The 21,998-nt window shown below is 69.7% G+C and carries 15 protein-coding genes and 1 pseudogene; 10 read left to right on the top strand and 6 right to left on the bottom strand.

Going from position 1 to position 21,998, the window contains the following annotated elements; translation table 11 throughout:
- The first annotated feature begins 123 nt into the window (after window positions 1-123).
- The 5 genes from AB0I77_RS31930 to AB0I77_RS31950 all read left to right on the top strand — a co-directional run bounded on the left by AB0I77_RS31930 (window position 124) and on the right by AB0I77_RS31950 (window position 5,886).
- Window positions 124-2,568, top strand: coding sequence for a tetratricopeptide repeat protein (locus AB0I77_RS31930; protein WP_363286197.1), 2,445 nt, complete (start codon window positions 124-126; stop codon window positions 2,566-2,568).
- On the top strand, window positions 2,561-3,655 hold the full coding sequence (gene amcB / locus AB0I77_RS31935) for a cyclophane-forming radical SAM peptide maturase AmcB (protein ID WP_363286198.1): 1,095 nt from the start codon (window positions 2,561-2,563) through the stop codon (window positions 3,653-3,655). Before AB0I77_RS31930 ends, amcB begins: the two co-directional genes overlap by 8 nt.
- Window positions 3,639-3,905, top strand: coding sequence for a hypothetical protein (locus AB0I77_RS31940; protein ID WP_363286199.1), 267 nt, complete (start codon window positions 3,639-3,641; stop codon window positions 3,903-3,905). Before amcB ends, AB0I77_RS31940 begins: the two co-directional genes overlap by 17 nt.
- A gap of 143 nt (window positions 3,906-4,048) precedes the next feature.
- Complete coding sequence (locus tag AB0I77_RS31945) at window positions 4,049-5,293, top strand: hypothetical protein (protein WP_363286200.1); 1,245 nt, start codon at window positions 4,049-4,051, stop codon at window positions 5,291-5,293.
- A gap of 290 nt (window positions 5,294-5,583) precedes the next feature.
- Window positions 5,584-5,886, top strand: coding sequence for a hypothetical protein (locus tag AB0I77_RS31950; protein WP_363286201.1), 303 nt, complete (start codon window positions 5,584-5,586; stop codon window positions 5,884-5,886).
- A 28-nt stretch (window positions 5,887-5,914) separates the two neighbouring features.
- Here AB0I77_RS31950 and AB0I77_RS31955 read toward each other — a convergent pair whose 3' ends face one another.
- Window positions 5,915-8,365 carry a tetratricopeptide repeat protein gene (locus AB0I77_RS31955; protein ID WP_363286202.1) on the bottom strand — a complete coding sequence of 817 codons (2,451 nt, stop codon included), beginning with the start codon at window positions 8,363-8,365 and terminating at the stop codon, window positions 5,915-5,917.
- A gap of 178 nt (window positions 8,366-8,543) precedes the next feature.
- On the opposite strand from AB0I77_RS31955, the gene AB0I77_RS31960 reads away from it, so the two are divergent.
- Window positions 8,544-11,609, top strand: a complete 3,066-nt coding sequence (locus tag AB0I77_RS31960) for a tetratricopeptide repeat protein (protein WP_363286203.1) — start codon at window positions 8,544-8,546, stop codon at window positions 11,607-11,609.
- Window positions 11,610-12,121: 512 nt separating this feature from the next.
- A pseudogene (locus AB0I77_RS31965) lies at window positions 12,122-12,705 on the top strand (ATP-binding protein); the annotation flags it as partial.
- Here the strand turns inward: AB0I77_RS31965 and AB0I77_RS31970 are convergent.
- Window positions 12,618-12,959, bottom strand: coding sequence for a PAS domain-containing protein (locus AB0I77_RS31970; RefSeq protein WP_363286204.1), 342 nt, complete (start codon window positions 12,957-12,959; stop codon window positions 12,618-12,620). The pseudogene AB0I77_RS31965 and the gene AB0I77_RS31970 overlap by 88 nt on opposite strands.
- Window positions 12,960-13,117: 158 nt before the next feature.
- Between AB0I77_RS31970 and AB0I77_RS31975 the strand changes: the two genes are divergently transcribed.
- Window positions 13,118-14,005 (top strand): alpha/beta hydrolase, encoded by an 888-nt coding sequence (locus AB0I77_RS31975; RefSeq protein WP_363286205.1) that lies wholly within the window; start codon window positions 13,118-13,120, stop codon window positions 14,003-14,005.
- A 22-nt stretch (window positions 14,006-14,027) separates the two neighbouring features.
- Here AB0I77_RS31975 and AB0I77_RS31980 read toward each other — a convergent pair whose 3' ends face one another.
- The 3 genes from AB0I77_RS31980 to AB0I77_RS31990 all read right to left on the bottom strand — a co-directional run bounded on the left by AB0I77_RS31980 (window position 14,028) and on the right by AB0I77_RS31990 (window position 19,385).
- Window positions 14,028-14,861, bottom strand: a complete 834-nt coding sequence (locus tag AB0I77_RS31980; protein WP_363286206.1) for a hypothetical protein — start codon at window positions 14,859-14,861, stop codon at window positions 14,028-14,030.
- A 276-nt stretch (window positions 14,862-15,137) separates the two neighbouring features.
- Entirely contained in the window at window positions 15,138-18,413 is a 3,276-nt protein-coding gene (locus tag AB0I77_RS31985) for a GH92 family glycosyl hydrolase (protein WP_363286207.1), read from the bottom strand.
- Between the two features lie 264 nt (window positions 18,414-18,677).
- Window positions 18,678-19,385: an SDR family NAD(P)-dependent oxidoreductase gene (locus AB0I77_RS31990; RefSeq protein ID WP_363286208.1), complete on the bottom strand. Its 708-nt coding sequence runs from the start codon at window positions 19,383-19,385 to the stop codon at window positions 18,678-18,680.
- Window positions 19,386-19,525: 140 nt separating this feature from the next.
- Here AB0I77_RS31990 and AB0I77_RS31995 point away from each other — a divergent pair, with 140 nt between their 5' ends.
- The gene (locus AB0I77_RS31995; protein ID WP_363286209.1) at window positions 19,526-20,227 is read left to right on the top strand and encodes a TetR/AcrR family transcriptional regulator; all 702 of its coding nucleotides are present in this window, start codon (window positions 19,526-19,528) and stop codon (window positions 20,225-20,227) included.
- Window positions 20,228-20,271: 44 nt separating this feature from the next.
- The gene (locus tag AB0I77_RS32000) at window positions 20,272-20,967 is read left to right on the top strand and encodes an alpha/beta hydrolase family protein (protein WP_363286210.1); all 696 of its coding nucleotides are present in this window, start codon (window positions 20,272-20,274) and stop codon (window positions 20,965-20,967) included.
- Here AB0I77_RS32000 and AB0I77_RS32005 read toward each other — a convergent pair.
- Complete coding sequence (locus AB0I77_RS32005; RefSeq protein WP_363286211.1) at window positions 20,958-21,857, bottom strand: hypothetical protein; 900 nt, start codon at window positions 21,855-21,857, stop codon at window positions 20,958-20,960. The genes AB0I77_RS32000 and AB0I77_RS32005 overlap by 10 nt on opposite strands.
- Between the last annotated feature and the right edge of the window lie 141 nt (window positions 21,858-21,998).

Genomic DNA, 21,998 nt, shown 5'->3' on the forward strand with positions numbered 1-21,998 from the left:
CAGGTCGATGACCTGGGCCTTGGCCATCGTCTCCCCGCCCTGGAGCGGGCGACGCGCACCGAACTCGCGCTCCGTGGCCGCAGACCAGGGCGCCGACGGTGTTCCTCACCGCATCATGGACTCATGGGAACGGGGACTGACCGCGGTCGGGACGGCGCCGGGAGCGGTGAAGAGGGCACGGGCATCGCCGTCGGAGCGGACCTGCTCGACTTCCGTTCCGGGAAGTTCCACGGCGACGTGGTGGCCAAAAAGGTGGAACACCACTACCACCACATCCCGGGCACCCTCGCGTTGCAGGCGCTCCCCAGCCCCGCACGGGGATTCGTCGGACGCGATCGTGAACTGCGGACACTGCTGAACGCCCTGGACCCCGCCGAACCGGACCGTGGCGCCGTCCTCGTGTCCTCGGTCACCGGGCTCGGCGGCGTCGGCAAGACCGCGCTCGCCCTGCAAGCCGCGCATACGGCGCAACGCCGCGGGTTCTTCCCCGCCGGAGCGGTCTTCCTCGACCTGCACGGCTATGACGACGTCCCCGTGGCCCCGGAGCAGGCGCTGGAACAGCTCCTGCTGGCACTTGGTGTCCCTCGGGACCACATGCCGACGAGCGCGGACGCACGTGCCGGGCTGTACCGCTCGGTACTGGCCGAGGTGGCCGAGAAACAGGGTGCGCTCCTGGTGGTCGTGGACAACGCCTCCCATTCCTCGCAGGTGAGACCGCTCCTGCCGGGCCACCCGCGCCACCGTGTCCTGGTCACCTCCCGCGACGTCCTGGCGCAACTCGGCGCGCAGTTGCTGCGTCTGGGGGTGCTCTCCCCCGAGCATTCCGTGGAGGCGCTGAAGACGGCGCTCGCGGCGGCGGACCCGACCGACGCGCGCATCGCACGCAACCTTGACCAGGCGCGGCGGCTGAGCGGCTTGTGCGGGTACCTTCCGCTCGCCCTGCACATCGCCGCCGCGCTTCTCGTCAACGATCCCGGCAAGCCGGTCAAGGAGCTCGCGGACGAACTCGCCGACACGGCAACCCGCATCGACTACCTGGACGACGGTGAGCGAGCGATGAGGGCCGCCTTCGACATGTCGTATCGACGGCTGGGCGACGGCTCGGCGCGGTTGTTCCGCCTGATCGCCCTCGCGCCCGGACCCGAGGCAGGGCCGGAAGCACTCGCCGCCCTCGGCGGGGTGCCGCCGGATCCGCGGACGCTCGACGTCCTCGTCCGGGCCCACCTGATCGAGACCGGCAGCAGCCGCGGTCGCTGGCGGATGCACGACCTGGTGCGTGCCTACGGCGTGTTCAGGACCCGGGAGGACGCCGCTTCGTCAGCGGAAGGGCACGCGGCGCGAGCCCGGTTGCTCAGCCGGTATCAGCAGCGCGTCGCCGACAGCCACCCGTACCTCCAGACGCTCCCCGAGCAGCCCCGAAGCGGTGGATTCACCGACCGGGAGGAGGCCCTGCGGTGGCTGGACACGGAACGTGAGGGGCTGGTCGCGGCCTCCCAGTGGGCCGTCGATCCGCAGCATGCCGAGACCGGAGTGCGCTTCGCGCTCGGCCTGAGCCACTATCTGGCCTGGAGGCGCCACTTCGACGACGCCGCCGAGGTGTACCACCACGCGGCCAAGGGTGCCCGCCTGATCGGTGACCGGCGTTTCGAGGGAATGGCGTACGACAATCTCGGCATGGCTCTTCGCTATCTGCGGCGGGGAGACGAGGCGATCGCCGCGCACCGGCACGCCCTGGACCTCTTCCGCGCGATCGGCGCGGTACGGGAGGAGGGCACCGCGCGGTACAACCTGGGAAACGCCCTGCTGGAGGCCCGCCGCTTCGACGAGGCCCTGGACGCGTTCCAGGAAGCGGACGTACTGCTGCGCGCGTCGGGGGCCGTTCGCACCGCGGCCATGACTCAGAACGGACTGGGCGTCCTGCGGTTCAGGATGGGGCACTTCGACGAGGCCCTGACGCATCTCGACGCGGCCCGGGCCGCGTACCGCTCGCTCGGGGACACCATCATGGAGGCCATCTCCACCAACAACCGGGCCCGCGTCCTGCGAAGTCTGGGACAGCTCGACGCCTCACTCCGCGAACACACCCGATGCGTGGCCTTCTTCCAGTCGCTGGGCCAGATCGAGCGTGCGGCGAGCGCGGGCAATGACCTCGCCCTCACTCTCCATGCGATGGGCAGGGCCGCGGAAGCGATCGAGCAGCACACCGAGGCCGTGGACTCCCTCAGACAACAGCGGGAGCAGTACCGCGAGGCCATGGTCCTCAACGATCTGGGAAACACCCTGCGGTCGGCAGGGCGTCACCGGGACGCCGTCGACTGCCACGAACGGGCCTTGTCCTTGTTGCGTGACGTCTTCTTCGACACCTATGGACAAGCCCGCTCGCTCGACCTCTACGCCGCCGCGGTACTCGCCACAGGCGACACCGAAGAGGCGGCGCGGGCCTGGAGGGAGTCGGTCGCGCTGTACCGGCGGGCCGGCGCCGATGACGACGCCCGGGCGGTGACGCGACGGAGCACGGCCCTGGGCGTGCGGACAGAGGTCATCGGCTCGGAGGCGGGCGATGCCTGAGCTGGCCCGGACCGCCTCGGTCGTCTTCCTTCAGCCCATCACCCTGTGCAATCTGGCCTGCTCGTACTGCTATCTCCCGGATCGTTCCGTTCGTCGGCGCATGTCCGTGCAGGTGGCCGACGCCGTGGCGAGCGCGGTGACCGCTTGGTCGGCCCTGCATCCGGTGCGCGTCGTCTGGCACGGTGGGGAGCCGCTCGCCCTCGGCGTGCCACGCTTCACGGAACTGATCGGGCGGTTTCGCGACGACCATGGCCGCGTCACGCACGCCGTACAGACCAATGCCACGCTCATCGACGACGCCTGGTGCGAGGTGTTCACCCGCCATCGGATCAGCGTGACGGTCAGCCTGGACGGCCCAAGGCCGGCCAACCATGCCCGCACCACCCGCACCGGACGGGAGAGCTTCGACCTCGCGCTTCGCGGTATCGCCGCACTGCGCCGCCACGGCATTCCCTTCGGGGCGATCGCGGTGGTCGAGGAGCCCGATGCCCGCATCGCGGCAGAGCTGTACGACTGGTTCGCGGCGCTCGGGTGCCACTCCCTCGGCATCAACATCGTGGAACGCAAGGGCGTCCACGCCGAAAGCCAGGTGGACGACGGGCGGGTCACGGCATTCTGGTCCGCTCTTGCCACACGCTGGCGAACCGACCGGCGCCTGCGGATACGGGAGCTCGATCACGCGCTCCGCTATGTCTCGGCGACGCTGACCGAAACAGCCTCGCGACGAACACTGGCCCACCACGACCCCATGCCCATGATCGGCTGGGATGGGGAAGTCACGGTGCTGGGTCCGGATCTGGCCGGATTCTCCTCCCCGCGCCATGGCCCGTTCACCGTGGGCAATGTGAGGGACGCCGACCTCACCGACCTGGTACGGCGGGCGCCGCGAGCCGCCTGGGTGGCCGAGGCCCTGGAGGGCCTCGCCGCGTGCCGGGCCACGTGCGACCACTTCAGCTACTGCCTCGGCGGCCAGCCCGCGAACAAGTATTTCGAGACCGGACGATTCGACGTCACCGAGACCGCGTACTGCCGCAACAGCAAGAAACGACTCATGGAAGGACTGCTTCGCAGTGTCGGACACACCTGAAAACAGCGACAACCTGTCACAACGCGTCGAGGCGCACCGAGCCGCCCTGGCGTCATTGCTGGATCAATCCGGCGTCGACGTGTCTCCCTCCGCGCCCGCGGGTGTGGCGCCGCGAGCGGACGTGCTGATCTCTGCTTCCGAGGACCCCTGGCATGACGGGCGCGGAAACAGCGGCAGGGACAGGGAGAAGAAGGCGGAGAAGAAGGCGGAGGAGAAGAAGGCGGAGGAGAAGAAGGACGAGACAGAGTAAGAACCGCGACGCCCCGCAGACCCGACAACTCCCTGCCATGCGCCGGGGCAAGGGAGTTGCAAGCGGCCTGCAAGGAAAGTGCCCCGCGCACAGGGAACCCCCCTGCCGTCTGTTGTACGCAGCGACGAGCGACGGGGGATCGCGTGTCTGTCCGAACGACAAAACCAGCACTGATCGAGCAGGGGCACTGGCTGACGGTACGGGACTGCAAGAGGGTCCTGGTGGTCGTGCACACGGTGACCTTCGCCCAACGACTGCGCGAGGTCTTCGAGTTGCTGGAGACCGACCTGCGCATTCAACTGGTCTTCACGGTCGCCCCACATGCCTTCGGCAGCGGGGCCACCGAGTTCCTGAAGGACCTGGGCATCACCACGGTGCCCTGGGAGGAGGCCCTGCGGGCCGAGTTCGACCTCGCGCTCGCGGCGGGCTCCCGCGGAGTGCACGAACTGCGGACTCCGGTCGTCCGCATCTCGCACGGGGCGGGGCAGATCAAACTGCTCACCGACGTCACCGCGCTGGCACCGGGAGAGCTGAGGTCGCCCGGGATGCTGAGCCGCCAGCACTTGCTGCACGAGGGGCGGCTGGTCCCGGCGGCGATCGGCTATGCCCATGACCGGGATCTGGAGGAGCTCGCCCGGTCGTGCCCCGAGGCGCTTCCCGTGGCTCATGTGGTGGGTGACCCGTGCGTCGACCGGATCACGGCCGGCAGGCCCAGGCGCGAGTCCTACCGTCGCGCGCTGGGAATCGAGGACGGACAGCGGCTCGTGGTCGTCACGTCCACCTGGGGACCGGCTTCGACGTTCGGGCGGCTCGACTCCCTGCTGCCGCAGCTGCTGAGCCAGCTGCCGGGCGACGGCTACCGCGTCGCGATGCTGGTCCATCCCAATGTGTTCGCGGGTCACGGCATCCGTCAGGTGCACGGCTGGCTTTCCTGCTGCCGGGACCGGGGGATCGCGGTCGTCCCCCCGGAAGCCGACTGGCAGGCGCTGCTGATCGCGGCCGACTGGATCATCGGCGACCACGGATCGCTGAGCGTGTACGGCACCCTCACGGACGCGACGATGCTGCTGACGGCCGGATCCCGCCGTGAGGTGTCGGCCTGCTCCCCGGCGGCTCTGCTGTCCGCCGTCGCGCCCGTGGTCTCTCCGGTGTACCCGCTGGCGGAGCAGCTGGAGTACGCGGCACAGCTGTACCGCCCGGGACAGTACGACCATGTCGCCGCTTCGCTGTCGTCGGCGCCGGGCGAGTTCCACCGGCGGATGCGTTCGGTCGTCTACCGCATGCTCGGGCTGGGAGAACCCGCCCGTCCGCCGTTGGTCGCACCGCCCGCGTCTCCGCCGTCACTGACGCGGTGGCAGATCTCCGCCGGCAGCGGGGCGGCACTGTGAGCGACCGGCTCGCGGCCCCGGGGCCGGATGCCGGGTGGGCCACGGTGTGCTTCCGTGTGGCACGGACCGGCGGGGTACCCGGTGGTGACGGCTCGGACGGCCGGTCGTCCTTGGTCGTCTGGCGTTCGGGCGGGGCGCACGGTCCGGCTCTCGTCCGATCCGACCCGCTGCCCTCGTCGGCGCGGCGGCACGCGTGTCCGTATCCGCCTCCCCGCCCGCCCGCGCCCGCCCGGCTTCCCTGCGATGTGCACCTGTGGGTGGACGCGGACAGCCCGGAACGGACAGAGCTCATGGAACACGCCGATGTGCTCGTGAGCCGCCTGCCGCTGCCGCCCGAGTCGGCTCACCGGCGGGTGCACGAGTTGCTGGCGGGCCACCCCGGATGCCTTGCCGCCGCCGTACCCGATACGGCCACGACGTGTGTCGTCGGGGTACGGGACCGGACGGGTGCCGTGTCGTTCGTGCGGCCGGACCGGGGCGGGTCCGGTGCCGCGCTCTCACCGCACGCGGTCGGCTCGGTCGTCCACGCCTGGGCGGTGTCCGGGGGATCGCCCCGGGCGCTGCGTTCCGTCGCTCCGATGCCGCGTCGCTGACCGGTGGGACGGCCGGCCGCGGCGGCGATCACAGGTGCCGCAGCCGGTCGTCCAGACGTTGTGCGTCCTCGGGGCTCAGACGTCGGAAGAGATCCCGGGCGGCCTCGTAGTGGCGTATCGACTCCGCGTGATCACCACGTGACTCGGCGGCCTGGCCGAGCCATTCCAGACAGCGTGCCTCCCAGTGCTCGGACCGGGCGTCGCCCACTCGGAAGCGCGCGAGCGCCTCCCGCAGTCGCCGGACGCCTCCGACGCGGTCCCCGCGGCGGTCAAGGACATGGCCGAGAAGGGCCAGGACGCGGGTCGCCTCGTACGTCTCGCCCAGTGAGTCCAGTTCGGTGCCGGCCCGGCGCAGCTGCTCGGCGGCGGTGGCCAGGTCGCCGCCGGCCAGAGCCGTTTCGCCCAGGCGCCGCCGGGAGAGGGCGGCCCCGCGCCGGTAGCCGACCGACTCCCTCAGCCGCAGGGCGTGCTCGAAGTGGTCGCGTGCCTCGTCGAGCCGCTGGGCCAGGAGACTGACGTGGCCCAATCCGCTGACGGCTTGTGCCTGTTGGCGTACGTCATCGTCGGCCGTGGCCATCTCCAGCGCCTGCCGGTACCAGTCGGCCGCCTCCGGGTACCGGCCGGCGTTGCGTAAACCGATCGCGCCGGAGGTGAGCATGCGGCCCTCACCCGGCCTCGATCCGCTCCGGCGTGCGGCTTCGAGACCGAGCCGGTGCGCCTCGATCCACATCTCGGACGGACGTAACCGGAGGAAGAGGGGCCACATGAGGTCCGTCAGACGCCAGCAGGAGGTGTGCCAGCCGACCCGGGCCGAGTGCCGTACGGCGCCCATCAGCCCGTTGCGGTGCGTGTCCAGCCAGGCGAGCGCCTCTTCGGGACCGTCGAGTGGGGTCGCGGGCACCGTTCCCGCGGGGAGGTCGTGCCCCGGCAGCCGGTGGCTGGGGGTGAGGATGCTCTCCGCCGAAGCCGCGGTGGACAGGCACCAATCGACGAAGCGGCGCAGCGTGCGCTCGCGCCTGCCGGGGTCCTCCAGCTCTTCGCCGAGCCGACGGGCGTGCTGCTGGACGAGGTCATGGAATCGATAGGTGGCCGGGCCCGTCTCCTCCAGGAGATTCGCCTCCACGAGCGCGTCGACGGCGTTGTCGGCGGCGTGTCCGGTGGCACGCGATCTGGCCCCGTCGCCCGCGAGGGCGGTCAGCAACGAGAGGTCGTGGCGATCCGCGGGCAGCAGTCCGATCCGGCGGTACAGCGCACGGCTCTCCTCCGGCAGGATCTCGTACGACATGTCGAGCGCCGTACGCAGCACGGCCTCCCCGTCGACGCGCAGCGTGTCGACGGCACCCTGACCACGGGACAGGCTGTCGGCCAGGGTGGACACGGAGCGGTGGGGGCGCAGGGCGAGCTGGGCGGAGGCCAGGGCCACCGCCAGGGGCAGGCGGCCGCACATTCTGACCACTTCACGCGCGGCGGCCGGCTCCCGCGCCACGCGCGTCCCACCGCCGACGGCCAGGAGCTCGACGGCCGACTCGGCGGGCAGGCCCTCCAGCTGGTGCAGGGACGCGCCGTCGACGTGCAGTCCGGTCAGGTTGCTTCTGCTGGTCACCACGGTGAGGCCGGTCGGCGTACCGAGCAGGAGCGGGCGTACCTGAGCAGCCGTGAACGCGCTGTCCAGGAGGAGTGCCAGCCGCAGCCCCGAGGTCATCGAACGCCACAGCGCGCTCCGCTGCGCGATCCCGTTCGGCACCGAGGACGCGCCGAGTGCGACCAGGAAGGCTTCCAGGACGACCGCCGGGGAGGTGGGCCCGTTCTCCCCGGCGGTGGTCTGTCCGCCGAGGTCGGCGTAGAGCTGGCCGTCGGGAAAGCTGTCGGTGTGCTCGTACAGCCAGTGGGTGGCGAGGGTGGTCTTCCCGACGCCCGCGAGCCCGCTGACCACCAGGACCTGCGGTGCGTGCGCCGGCCGCTCGGCGCGCAGGGCGTTCAAGGCCTGTCGGTCGGCCTCCCGGTCGATGAACCGGGCGTTCACCGGCGGCAGTTGACGGGGGACGGGGAGACCCGGCCGGGGTGCCGGGGAGGGCGGGTGGAAGTGGATGCCCCCGTGGACGTCCCGGGCCTGCACGCTGGGGCCGTGGAGCACGGAACCGCCGCTGATGACGTTGGTGGTCGCCGTGGGCGCGGGATCGGGTGGCGTGCGGGTGGAACCGGGATGGCGGTGCAACCACTCGGTCAGCGCGTGCCGTGTCGCCATGTCGCGCGAGGCCAACGCGTGGAGCTTCTGGGCCAGTTCCCGCCGGAGTGCCGCCTCGGCCGGCTGTCCTGCCGTGGCGTGCCGGGGCCAGAGCCGGGCCACCGACGGGTCCGCGCGGGCCGCGATGTCCACCACCTGGGCCAGATCGCGCCACGCGGGGGATTCCGGGTCGGCGTCGCAGGCGGCCAGGGCCGACAGCAACGCCTCCAGTCCGTCCCAGGAGGAAGCACGCACGTAGGCAACTCCTTTCGGTTCCCGGGATTCACTCCCCGCTCCGCACCAGGTGTGAACTAATACGGCTACTTATCGGTCAAATTTGAGCTCATTGCGTCCTCTTGTGGTCACCCATGCCAGGGCCATGACACTCTCGAATGCTCGGCAATCACAGGCCCTACCGGCGGGAGGGACGCTGGTGGAGTTCGAGATCAGGCTTTCGGGATCGGTGGAGATTCGGGCAGCGGGCCGCCGTAGTGATCTCGGATCGACGAAGACGAGGCTGGCGCTGGCTGCCCTCGCCTGGGACGCGGGCCGCACGGTGAGCGTGGACACCCTGATCCACCGCATCTGGGACGAGCATCCGCCGAGTAAGGCGAGGGAAGCGCTCCACGCCCACATCTCGCGGATCCGAGGTTCCCTGCGGCTCGCCGGCGGCGACGCACCCGCGATCGTCAGCCGCACGAACTCGTACTCCCTGGAGGTCGACCCGGACCGGGTGGACCTGCGCTGCTACACGGGCTGCGTCGAGCGAGCCCGTTCCCTCAGAGACAGCGGGGACGAGGAAGCCGCCCTGCGTCTGCTGGACCGGGCGGACAGCCTGTGGCACGGTGAACCGCTCGCCGGGATCACCGGATCCTGGGCCGAGCATCTGCGCGCCGCCGTCGATGAGACCGGTCTCGTGGCCGCGATGACCAGAGCCGAGATCCTCCTGGACGGAGGGAAGTTCACCGACGCCGTTCCCGTGCTGCTGCCTTTGGCCGAGGCACATCCTGTGGACGAGGCCCTGACCGAACGACTGGCCGTCGCCCTGTACGGCAGCAACCGGACGGCCGAGGCGACCAGACTGCTCCAGCGGACGCGGCAGCGCGTCGTCCGCGACATCGGTCTCGACGCCGGCCGCGGGCTGCACCGAGTCCACCAGGGAATCCTGGCGGGGACCCCTGCGGCGGCCCTGCTCCCCGGCGCCGGAGCCGCCGAGAAGACGCCCCCGCGGCCGACGCGTCGGGTTCCGGACAACTTGCCGCGCGATGTCCCGTGGGCCGGACGGCGCGATGAACTGCGGCGGCTCACCTCGGCGCTCTGCGAGGGACGGGGGGCCTCGGACGTCGTCACCGTCGAGGCGATCCATGGCATGGGAGGTGTCGGCAAGACGGCCCTGGCCGTCCATCTGGCGCATCGGCTACGCGACCGGTTCCCGGACGGCCGCGTCTTCCTTCACCTGGGCGGGTATTCCACCGACCGGACACCGCCGACCCCGGCCCGGGCACTCACCGAACTGCTGCGGCTGCTCGGCATGGCCACCAAGGAACTACCGCGCGAGCTCGACGAGTTGGTCGCACTGTGGCGCTCGGTGGCGCGTGACCGCCGCATGCTGGTCGTCCTCGACGACGCGATCTCCTCCGCCCAGATCCATCCCCTGCTTCCGGGAGCTTCCCCGACGGCGGTCGTCGTGACCAGCCGCCGAAATCTGCCCGGACTGCCCGGAGTGCGGCCGGTCTCACTCGACGTGCTGCCGCCCGAGGACGCGGCCGCGCTCTTCTCGCAGCGGCTGGGGAGAGGGCGCGACACCGATCCGTCGGACGTGGCGGAGATCGTCCGGATCTGCGGGTACCTCCCTCTGGCCATCGAGATCGCCGCGAGCCGGTTGCTCGCCCGTGCCTCGTGGACCACGTCCGACCTGTTGCGCCAACTGGGCGGCGGTGGCGGTCATCTGACCCAACTGCGGGACGTGGAACGGACGTTGACACATATCTTCGCGGTCTCGTACCACGCGCTGAACGCCGAGCAGCAACTGGTCTTCCGCCGTGTCGGACTGCATGTGGGGGTGGAGTTCGGGCCGTGGGCGATCGTCGCGCTCACCGGATTCTCCTTGGACACGGCTGAACGCGTACTCGAAGAACTGATGGCTCACCATCTGGTGTCCGAGCCCATTCCACACCGTTTCACCATGCATGATCTTCTGCGCGACTACGCGAGATCGCTGGTCGAGGCCCGTGACGCCGATTCCGAGGATGACGTTCGACGGGCCGTACAAAGTCTTGTGGATCACTACGTTCGCACCGCGGACCGGGCGGACCGGCTGGCCTATCCCTTCCGCTCGCGCACGGATCTCGATGCCGGCGATCCAGCCGCTCCGCCGTGTCCGGAAATCATCGACGCACAGTCGGCGGAACAGTGGCTGATCGCCGAGTCGGCCAATCTTCTGGACACTGTGGACTGGCTTGTAAAGCATGGAACGGAACGCCAACTCGCGCTTTGCGTCCATGTGTTGGCGGGGTTCCTGGACATGGAGGGACACCTGGCCGCGGCCGAGCCGCTGCTGCTGCGCGCGGCAGCTCATTGGGACGTCGCAGGTGACAGCGTGGCCAGGGCGCGAGCCCTGCTCGACCTCTGCGCGGTCTACACCCACGGCTCCCGCTACGGCGAGGCGATCTCGGCCGCGGATGCGGCGCTCGACGTCGCGCGGTCTCTGGGGGACCGGGAACTGGAGAGCGAGTGCGTTCATCAACTCTCGATTTCCCTGTGGCAGACAGGTCAGTACGCGCTGGTCCGATCACTTCAGAAGAAGTCTCTAAGTTGGCTAGTGCAAACAGAAAATACTCTCCGGATCGCGCGCTGCCGAAACTTGCTCGGAATAATTCACCTTCACCTGGCAGAGAATGAAGAAGCATTGGCGTGCTTCAGCTCGGCTCTCGCTGATTTCACGGCAATAGAGTATGAGCGGGGAATATATAGCGCACTGAACAACACGGCGGAACTCCACAAGAGAACAGGGCGCCCAGAGGCCGCGGAAGTCGCATACCGGAAAGCGATGGTCGTGGCGGAGCGGATGGGAAATCCGAGAGACAAGGCCACGCTCCAGATGAATCTGGCGTCCGTCATGGATGAGCTCGGCAGGACCGAGGAAGCCCTCGCGTTGTACGGCATGGTGCTGCCGGTGCTGCGGGACGTCGGGGACCGGCGGGCAGAGGCCATCGCGCTGAACAGAATCGGCAGGGCGTACCGTGCGGCCGGACGCACGGAGGAGGCCCTGCGGCAGCACATCGCCGCACTTGAAGTGACACGTGCCATTCACGCGGCGGGTGAAGAGGCGGACGTGCTCTACGACCTGGCCCTGGCCGAACGGGATGCCGGGCGCACGGCTCAGGCCGTGGCTCGTCTGGAGGAGAGCCTGGCCGTCAGCAGGCACATAGGGGCTCCCGCCGAAGAGGCTCGTGCGACGGAGATGCTCGCCGCACTCCGAGGCGAAGTTACTGCTTAGGGCTGCAGCTGCGCGTTGTCATTGTGCGTACGTCTGCCCGAGTCAATTGATACTGTCCTGGTGTGGGAGGCGCTGGCGCCGCCACTCCTGGCTGGAGCTCCGCCTTGCCCGCACTCCAGAAGTTGACCGGCACTCAATGAAAAACCGAGAGGTATAAAGCTCCGTGAAATCCCTGTACGCCGCTGCGGCGCTCACCTTTACCTGCATTGCATGCGCGATCGTCAGCGGAGCTGGCTCATCCTACTTGAGCATATGAACGACCCGGTGTCCGGTACCTGCCGCCAACGCGTGGCTCGGTACCGGACACCGGCGTCCCGCATGGCCTCATGTGCCGTAGTACGCGGCAGTTCGGCCGGCAGGTCGGAGGACGGCTTCCTGGAGTGGAACGTCCAGCTCGCGGGCGGCGACCCGGGTCTCGGACCGGAAGGTGCTCGCGCTGTCCCGTTCGTATACCCCCGAGGAGCGGTCCCTGGCCGCGCTCGACCGGACTCTGCTGGCCACGGGAGCGGCGGGCGGACGCGCTCGGTGCCCGTCTGGAAACGGAACGCCGGGTGACCGCCGACATCGCGCACGAGTTGCGCACCCTGGTCGCGGGCATGTCGACAGAGGTCGGCCTGCTGCCGCCCGGCCGGGCGTCGGAGCTGGTGGCGGGCAGCGTGCACAGGCTGCGCGGGCTGGTCGAGGACGTCCTGGAGGTGGCCCGCCTGGACTCTCAGGCGGCGGCAGTGGACACCGAGCAGCGCGAGGTGAGCGCGATGGCCCGGCGCGGGGTTGCCGGACTCGATGACGTGCGGGAGCGGGTGGGTGTGCGTGTGCGGGTCACGGCGGACGCGGTCGTGGCGACCGACCCGCGCCGCGTCGAACGCATCCTGGCCTACCTGTCCGCCAACGCCCTGCGGCACGGCGCCGCACCCGTGGAAGTGGAGGTCGACGGCCCGGTCGTCCGGGTCCGCGACCACGGCCCGGCTTCCCGCCCGACCTGCTCGCCGTGCTGCACACCTCCGGCCCTCAGCGTTTCCGCACGGGCTCCCTCACCGGCGGCACCGGCCTGGGCCTGACCATCGCGACCGGCCAGGCCCGCCTGCTCGGCGCCCGCCCGGCCATGGTCCGGCCGTGGAACGCCGAGGGGGGCACCCCGCCCATCCGGGCCATGGCGGCGTTGACGTACCGGTAGCGCAACTGTTGGTCCATCACAGCCACCGAAGCAGACGTACTGTCCAGGATGCTCCGCAGGATCCCGTACTCGTGGGCCTGCTCCACCGCCTCCCCGGGCGCGTCCGCCAGCGCGGACAGCAGCACATCCTCAGCACCTGCGAAGAGCCACCTGAGCGGAAGCCGGTCAAAGCCCACGCCTGATCCTCCTCACCCACACCCTGACGAGGTCATGCCTCGCTTCAGTCTGGCTCAGACGGCCACACCACGCACTCGCAGGCATTGCGTAATCCAGACGAGCGGTCCATCATCAGGAATCCTGTTAATTTAAAGTTACAACGATTGAGGGTCGGACGATGCCCTTCACCAGAATCCAGGCCAGGGGGATACAGCTGCTGCTCGGCGGCATGATGGCCCGCGTGCACAACGACCTGCGCTTCACCGACATCCCCAAGCGCGTCGAATCCCTCCAGGTGGAGACCGCCGCCGGACCGGTGACCTGCACCGTCTACCGCCCGCCTGCCACCGGCGTCCCCGCCCCGGTGTACGTCAACTTCCACGGTGGCGGCTTTGTCGTCGGCCGCCCTGAGCAGGACGACCACATCTGCCGCTACATAGCCGCCACGGCCGGCTGTGTCGTGATCAACGTGGACTACGCCGTCGCCCCGCAGCGGACGTTTCCCGCACCCGTCACCCAGGCATACGACGTCACGGCGTGGATCGTCGAGAACGGTCCCGCCAACGACTGGGACGGCTCACGACTCGCCGTGGGCGGACACAGCGCCGGGGCCAACCTGACCGCCGCGGTCTGCCGCACGGCCCGGGACCGGGGCACTTTCTCGCCCCGGCTGCAGATCATCGACTCCGCACCGCTCGACCTGGTCGCCGACCCCGCCACCAAGCATTCCCCCATCGCCAAGCCGCTGCTCAGCCCCCATCTCATGCGGGTCTTCACCGCCGCCTACGTTCCGGATCCCGCCGACCGCGCCCATCCCCTCGCCTCTCCCGGTCTGGCCGACGACCTCGCGGGGCTCCCGCCCGCCCTGGTCATCGTCGCGGAGTACGACCGCATGCGTGACGAGGGCGACGCCTACGCCAAGGCCCTGGACGCCGCAGGCGTCCCCGTCATCCACCGCGTCTTCGAGGGCGTCGACCACTACTTCACCCACACCGGCCCGGTGCCGGCCGGCAAGGAGGCCATCGAACTGATGGCCAGCGCGCTGCGCACCGCGCTCAGCACCTGACGCCGGACGGCGCGGGTCCGGCTCAGTGGTCGTCGCGGACGGTGGTCGCGATGCCGTTGCTGATCACGACCTCGGCGGTGAAGCCCTTCTTGGCGGCCGTCTCCAGCTCGGCCTCGGTGCACTGGGTGCCGCCCTGGCCGCCCTCGCCGGTGTTCGTGTCGCCGCAGATGTCGCCGTAGCCCCAGATCTTGGTGTCCTCGGCGACGAGGAACTGCTGCTCGACGCCCTTCATGTCGGAGACCGTGTACTTGCCCGGCGCCAGGTAGGAGACGTTGCCGAACCAGGTGCCGTCGACACCCTTGCCCTTGTTGACGCCCTCGACGACGGTCTCGCGGGAGCCGGAGCCGGTGTCCTGCTGGGCGGCACGCCGCTCGGTCACCAGGGTCGCGATGCCGTTACTCATCTCCACGTCGGCGCTCACGGCGGCCTTCTTGGTGGCCGACTCCAACTGGTCCAGTGTGCAGGGGGCGTCCACCTTGGCGCCCGCCTCGCCGCAGATCGTGCCGGTGCCGTAGACCTCGGTGTCGTCGGCCACCAGGAACTGCTGGTCGTTCTTGCCCGGTACGGACACGATGTACTTGCCCGGGGCGAGATAGCTGACCTGGCCGTTCTTGAACGAGCCGCTGACGCCCTTCGAGTTCTTGGAGTTCTTGGAGTTCTTCGAGTTCGTGGAGTCCGACGCGTTCTTCGCGACCGACCCCTTCGCCGCGACCGCTGTCTTCTCCGCGACCGCCGCCTTGTCCGATCCGCTCTTGCCGGACGAGCTGTTCGCGGTGCCGTTCTGGCACGCCGTCATCAGCAGCCCGGCGGTGATCGCGGTGGTGGCGACGACGGCCTTGCGCAGGTGGCGGTTCATCAAGGGAGGTTCCTTCCGGGTTGGGGGGGCAGCAGGGAGCCGGCGGCGTTTTTGCCGGATTCCCGATCTCGCACCGGGCAAGAGGAGCCCCGGAGCCCTGAGGTCACGCCCGTCTCTCCTTCAGGACACCGCCGTTGCGCAACCGTGAAACAGCAACACATCGGCTGTGGACGGCGGTTCGTCGACGTGCCGCATTGCGGCCGCCTCGGCCGGTCCCCAAGACCGTGATCGGATCTCGGGGACCGGCGTCACGCGAGCCCTCGAATCAACCGGCCCTCAGGCCGTAGCCAGGCCGAACACGTGCATCCTGCCGCCGCTCGTGCTCGCCGGCAGTGTCACGCTCGCCAGCTTCTTGCCCGCCGTCAGCGTGATCGGCGCGGTCGCGAACACGCACGAGTCCACGTCGTCCTTGCCGCCCGCGGAGAACCGGTACGCGCTGCGCACGGCGACCGTGTTGCCGTAGGACGGCTTCTGTCCGCCGCCGCCGAGCGTCCAGTCGCTGAATCCGACCGTCACCTGCTGGGTGCTCCCGTCGGTGTACGTCAGCGTGAGCGTGCCGGTGCTCGGGCCGTTGCTCGCGCTGCCCAGCAGGGCGAGCTTCGTGGCCCCCGCCGAGGTGTCGGGCACGTCCAGGACCTGGTCACCGCCGCCGACCACGATGTTGTCGGGGTCGCCGGGGTTCACCTTCGGCCAGGTGAAGGCGAAGTCCCCGCTGGTCACCGTCGAACCGGGGGTGACCTTCTGGTCGGCCAGGGCCTTGGCCGAGTAGCTGGCGCCGCCGCCGTCGAAGTCGCCCGTCGGATCGCTGTCGTCGGCGGAGATCCCGTTGTTGCCGAGGAACCACAGCAGGCTCCCGCGCGGGGCGACCGTGATGGCGAGCGACGCCTTCGCGACCGCCGTGCCGGAGGCGTCCTTCAGCGTCAACGGGACCGTACGGAAGCCGCTGCCGGCGTCCTTGGCGGCCGTCACCGTGAACGTGGCGGTGCCGGTGCCGCCCGCTCCCGGCACGGTGACATCGCCGTCCGCGGGAGTGACCGTCAGGCCGTCCGGCGGGGCGGCCGTCCAGTGCAGGGTGCTGTCCTCGTCACGCAGCGACCGCACGGTGGCGGTCACCTTCCCGGAGGTGTCACCGGGCTGCACGCGTACGCGTGCCGGGCCTACGCCCGTGAAGTACGGCTGCTCGCCCTGGCGGAAGGACGGTGGCGCATCGGCCGCGGCGCTGCCCCAGGAGGTGTTGGCCTCGGTGCCCAGGGTGTAGTCCAGGGTGCCGCCGTCGGTGACGAAGGACTCCGGCAGCCAGGCGCGGTCGCTCGCCTTGCCGTTCACCTTCAGGGACTGCGTGTAGTACGTGTCCGCCGAGGCGCCGGGCGCGTTCACGGTGATGGTCTGTCCGCTGCCCCGATGGATGGTGATCTTCGAGAACAGCGGGCTGGCCAGGACCATTTCGGCCCGGCCCGGCACCTGCGGATACATGCCGAGCGCGCCCCAGACGTACCAGGCGGACATCGTGCCCAGGTCGTCGTTGCCCACCAGACCGTCGGGACCGGGCCCGTAGAGGGTGTTGAGGGACCGGCGCACGACGTCCTGTGTGCGGTACGGGGCGCCCGCGTAGGCGTAGGCGTACGGGGAGTTCAGGGACGGCTCGTTGCCCAGGAAGGCGTACGGCTCGTGGGGGCCGGCGTTCAGCTTCGTGAAGAACGTGTCCAGCCGCTTCACGGCCGCCTTGTCACCGCCCACCGCGCCGAAGAGCCCCTTCAGGTCGTACGGCACCATCCACTGGTACTGGGCGCCGTTGCCCTCCACGTACGAGCTGGAGTCCGCCGGATCGTAGGAGTCCAGGAAGGAACCGTCCCGGTTGCGCGGCTGGATGGAGTCGCCTGCCGGGTTGAACAGGTTCTGCCAGTTCTGCGCACGGCCCATGAACTCGGACTGGGTTGAGGTCTGGCCGAGCCGCCCGGCGAGCTGCGCGATGCCGAAGTCGGCGGTCGTGTACTCCAGGGTCGTGGAGGGGTCGCCCGGCAGGTAGCCGAGCTTCTGGTAGTCGGCGAGCCCGTCCCGCTCCACGTACCGCGCGCTGGACGGCTGCACCGTCGTGGCGCCCTTCACCATCGAGGCGAGCGCGTCCTTCGCGTCGAAACCCGTGGCTCCGAAGGCGTACATGCTCGCCAGGATCGAGTGGTACGGGTCGCCGTTCATGACTCCGTTGAAGTCGTTGTTCACCGACCAGCGGTCCCATACGTCGCCCGCCTGGTGGGCCTGGTTGTACATCGACTGCGCGATGTCCCCCGCCTCCTTGGGGGCGAGCAGCGCCAGGAGCTGCACTTCGGAGCGGTAGATGTCCCAGCCGGAGAAGTTGGCGTACTGGACGTGCCCCTTGGCCGCCTGGTGGACCTGTCCGTCGAAGCCGATGTACTGGCCGTCGGTGTCACTGAAGACGTTCGGCTGGATCAGCGAGTGGTACAGGGCGGTGTAGAAGGTGGTCCGCTGCGCGTCGGTGCCGCCCTGGACGCGGATCTGGTTCAGCCGCTCGTTCCACGCCGCACGCGCGCGTGCGGCCACGTCGTCGAACCCTGAGGTCCCCTGCTCGGCCTTCGCGTTCGCCGCGGCGCCGTCGACACTGACGTACGACAGACCCACCTTGACGCCGACCGAGCGGTCCTTGGCGGTGTCGAAGGTCACGTACGCGCCGGAGCCGGGCCCGGAGACGCTGACGGACTTCTGCTCCACCTTCTCGTCGGCCGTGTCACCCGTCGCCGCGTCGGTCCTGTCCATGTCGACCTTCGGGCGCGCGGTGCCGCGCACGCTTGCGTCGCCCGGGGTGACGGAGTCGTTGTGCCAGGTGCCCACGGAGGCGAAGGGGCGGTCGAAGGTCGCCGAGAAGTACGTGCGGTAGCGGTTGATACCGCCGCAGAACTTCCCGCTCGCCACGTAACCGCTGATCGTGCGGCGGTCCTCGCTGATGGTGGCCTGCGCGTCGTTCGCACCGCCGATCGAACCGGAAACGTTCACCAGGAGCGAGGCGGTCTTGTCGCCCTCCGGGTAGGTGAACCGCCCGGCGCCCGACCGCTGCGTGGCGGCCAGTTCGACCTTGGTTCCGGAGCCGAGCGTGACGCCGTAGGAGCCCGGCGAGGCCTTCTCGTCGTCGTGCGAGAAGCCGTCCAGGTAGCTGTCCGGGTCGGCGGCGGGGGAGGTGGTGACCTGTCCCGAGTGCGGCATGAAGGGCAGGTCCTGGGCGCCGTAGCAGCCGGCACCGGACAGGTGGGTCAGGCTGAAGCCGCGGATCTTGTCGTCGTCGTAGAGGTAACCGCCCGGCTGGGAACGGTCGGTGTCCGGGCTCCACTGGACCATCCCGAACGGGGCGACGGCCCCCGGGAACGTGTTGCCGGCACCGCCGCCGGTACCGAAGTCGGGCCCGCCGGCCTTCGTGCCGACGAAGGGGTTCACGTACTGGGCGAGGTCGGTGCTGGTGCCGCTGCCGGCACTGGTGTCCGCCGGGGCCGCCTGCGTCGGCACGGACGCGCCGAGGGTGACGAGGGCGGCCCCGAGGGCCACGGCGGCAAGGGAGAGCCTCGCGCCCGGACGCGGGCGCGGGATGAGTGTGCGTGGGGGGTGCATAAGGCGAAGTCGCTTTCGTCGAACGCCTTTGCGGGCAGGTTTGGGCCCGCAAGTCATGGGCATCCAATCGGCCTCGCGGACAAAAAGGCGTGAGCGACATCAAGATCCACATGATGTGCTCCATTTCGACGTGGGCCTGCCGTTTTCCGTGTGTTCGGTGAAGGGTCCGGTGGTGGTGTGACCCAGTAGGCCTGCGTGGTGTCAGGGGCGGGGGAAGCCCTCGGCCTCGAGGCGGAAGACCAGCTCGGCCTCGTCGCGCTTGGTGGTGTGCAGTTGCCAGTAGAGGGGCGCGATCTGCTCGGGTTCGGCCGCCTCGACGCCGGGGATGACGGAGACGCCGATCGACGAGTCGATGCCGATGTGGGCGGCCTGGATGCCGGCGCCGGCGTCGGCCAGTTCCTTGTGCAGGTTCATCGCCCAGTTGCGCAGCGCCGCGGCGGCGGCGTTGACGTTGGCGACCCGCGGGTCGGGCCAGATCGAGCCGGCGCCGGTGGTGTAGAGCAGGGTGCCCGCGCCGGCCTCCCGCATCGCCGGCAGCACCGCCTTGGTGGCGGCGATGGCTCCGTAGAGCTGGAAGTTCATCTCGAACTCCACGTCCGAGGGTCCGGTGGTGGCCGGAGCGGTCAGCGTGGTGACACCGAACGTCCCCACCGGGGAGTACTCCAGGACCTCGATCCCGCCGAACCGTGCGGCGGCGTCCTTGAGCGCCTGGGTGAGCGCGTCGCGGTCGAGCACGTCCGCGGGGAAAGCGGCGGCGGTGACGCCCTCGGCAGCGAGCTCGCCGACAAGACCGTCGAGCTTCTCGCGGTTACGGGAGATCAGGGCGACGTCGAAGCCCTGGGAGCCGAAGGTACGGGCGATGGCCAGGCCCATCTGGGGGCCGGCTCCGACGATGGCGATGCTGGTCACAGCGATCCTTTCGTGAAACCTCGTTAGGTCTATCCGTGTCTATCCGCTTCCGATGCGTGAAACGGATAGGCCTATCCGATTCGCTGTGGCAACCGTACCACCAAAAATGGATAGGGCAATCCGATTGCTAGACTCGCCGCATGAACCCTGGCGCCCAGCCCCCCGACGACTCCGCCGCCCCGCCTCTGCGCAGTGACGCCGAGCGCAACCGGGGGAGGATCATCGCCGCCGGGCGCACGGTGTTCGGGCGGGACGGCCTGAACGCCTCGATGGCCTCCGTGGCCCGCGAGGCAGGGGTGGGGATCGCCACCATCCTTCGCCACTTCCCCGCGAAGGAGGACCTGGTCTCCGCCGTCTTCCTCGACCGCATGGACGCCTACGCCGACGCGGTCGCCGTTGGCCTCGACGACCCCGACCCCTGGCACGGTTTCACCGGCTACATCGAGGCCGCCTGTGCGATGCAGGCCGCCGACTACGGCTTCGCCGACGTCCTGACCACGACCTTCCCCACCGCCAAGGCCCTGGAGCGGCGCCGTAACGAGGCGTACGAGGCCATGGTGCGGCTCATCGACCGCGCCAAGGCCACCGGCCGCCTGCGCGAGGACTTCGACCCCTCGGACCTGGTGCTGATCCACATGGCCAACGCCGGCGTCGTCAATGCCTGCGGCGATGCCGCCCCCGACGCCTGGCGACGCGTCGTCGCCCTGATGATCCAGTCCCTCGAGACCCCCGCCCCCGGCCCCCTGCCCGCCTCACCCGAGCACGACGCCCTCTACAGGGCCATGCTCCGCGGCGGCCCGACGCCGGCCTCGTCACGTCCCAAGCCTCTACAACAGAACTGAATTCACTTAAGGTTCGGGGAAAGTCGTTGACGAGGAGGTCAACCATGGCGTTCGTTCTCATCCACGGTGCAGGCTTCGGTGCGGACTGCTGGGACGAGCTGATCCCCCATCTCGGTGCGGAAGCTTTGGCAGTCGATCTTCCGGGGCACGGGAGCAGGGCCGCAGTCGACCTGGGCACGGTCACCCTCGCGGACTGCGCCGAAGCGGTCCGGGAGGACGTCGAGGCAAAGGACCTGCGGGACGTCGTACTGGTCGGTCACTCCTTCGCGGGAGTCACGATCCCGCGCGTCCTGGACCTCATACCCGACCGGATCCGCCACGTCGTCCTCGTGTCGGCCGTGGTGCCGGCGGACAGAACCCGGGTGCTGGACCAGATCGATCCCGAAGTGCGGGGGCTGGTGGAGCAGTCCATCGCCGGCGGTGTCTACCACCAGACCCGCGAGGGCGTCGCCGCAATGCTGTGCAACGACATGGACGAGGCGACCGCCACGTCCACCCTGGACCGGCTTGCCGACGATTCGGCCGCCCTGCTCAGCGAGACCGTGGACCTGAGCGGCTACAGACGCGAGATACCCCGGACGTACGTGCACCTCACGCGCGACCAGTGCTACGTCGAGGAACTCCAGCAGCGATCCATCGCGCTGCTTCGGCCCGACGTCATCGACCTCGACACCGGTCACATGGCAATGATCAGCGCGCCCGAGAAGCTTGCCTCCGTCCTCAACGCCCTTCACGGCTGATCGCCGGGTCGGCCTACCGGAAGGCGGGCGAGGGCCTTGGGGGCCAGCTCCTGGGCGAGGGAGCACAGCGTCTCCCTCGACGAGTCGCCGGTGACTCCCACCGAAACCACCTCGGTACGTCCCTTGGCGGTCGGCCCGGCCTCGCCGTACTCGACGTCGACCGAGCAGCTCGGCAAGCTGGGCCCGAGCGCCCAGCTGTCGTCATCGGCGGGGCGGTACTTCACCGCCGCCGTGCGTCCCCCGACCGTGAGCGGGCGTCCCTCCAGCGCGTCATCGAGGTGCTCGAAGAGGACGGACAGATTCGGTTCGTCGATGTTCGCGGGGCCCCAGTAGCAGCTCTGGCCGGTGAACTCGGCATGCACCTCGCCGGGGTCGATGTCCGGGACGCGTGCCGCCTCGCTCTCCTTGATCAGCTCGCACGCGTCCAGGTTCGCCAGCGAGTCGGGGGCGTGGCGGGCGGAGGGAAGGCCGCCGGACTTGAGCAGGCGGATGACGTCGGCGGCGGCGGTGTCGGCGATCGTGCAGGCGCGGCTACCCGGCCCGTCGCCGTAGACGCCGATCGAGACGGCCGCGACGTCTTCCCGCAACACCACATCCCGCGTGCAGTTCTTGTCGCCGGTGAGCCCGCCGTAGCTCTCGCTCTCGTAGACGGTGACGCCGTCCCTTAGGACGGGCGTCGGTGCGGGATCGCCCGCGGACACGTCGCTCGGTCCGGACTGGAGGTCCACGAAGACCGAGACGGACGAGTCGTCCGGTCCGTGGAGCTGGATGTCGCACTGGCCGTAGCTGATCCCCCGGTCGTACTCGACCTTCCCGAACTTCGCCAGCACCTTCTCGTCGATCACCTTGCAGGGGTCGGCGCCCCGCAGTTCCCCGGGGGTGACGGACAAGGAGACTTTGCTGGGTGCGGATGGTGCGGATGGTGTGGATGGCGTGGATTCGGCCGAGGTGCGAGGAGGAGTGGCCGCAGACGCCTTGTCCTGTGGGGAGTCCTCTGCGGAGCATCCCGCGGCGAACAGCGTGACGGCCAG

The sequence above is a fragment of the Streptomyces sp. NPDC050619 genome, from assembly GCF_040654815.1.
Taxonomy (GTDB): domain Bacteria; phylum Actinomycetota; class Actinomycetes; order Streptomycetales; family Streptomycetaceae; genus Streptomyces.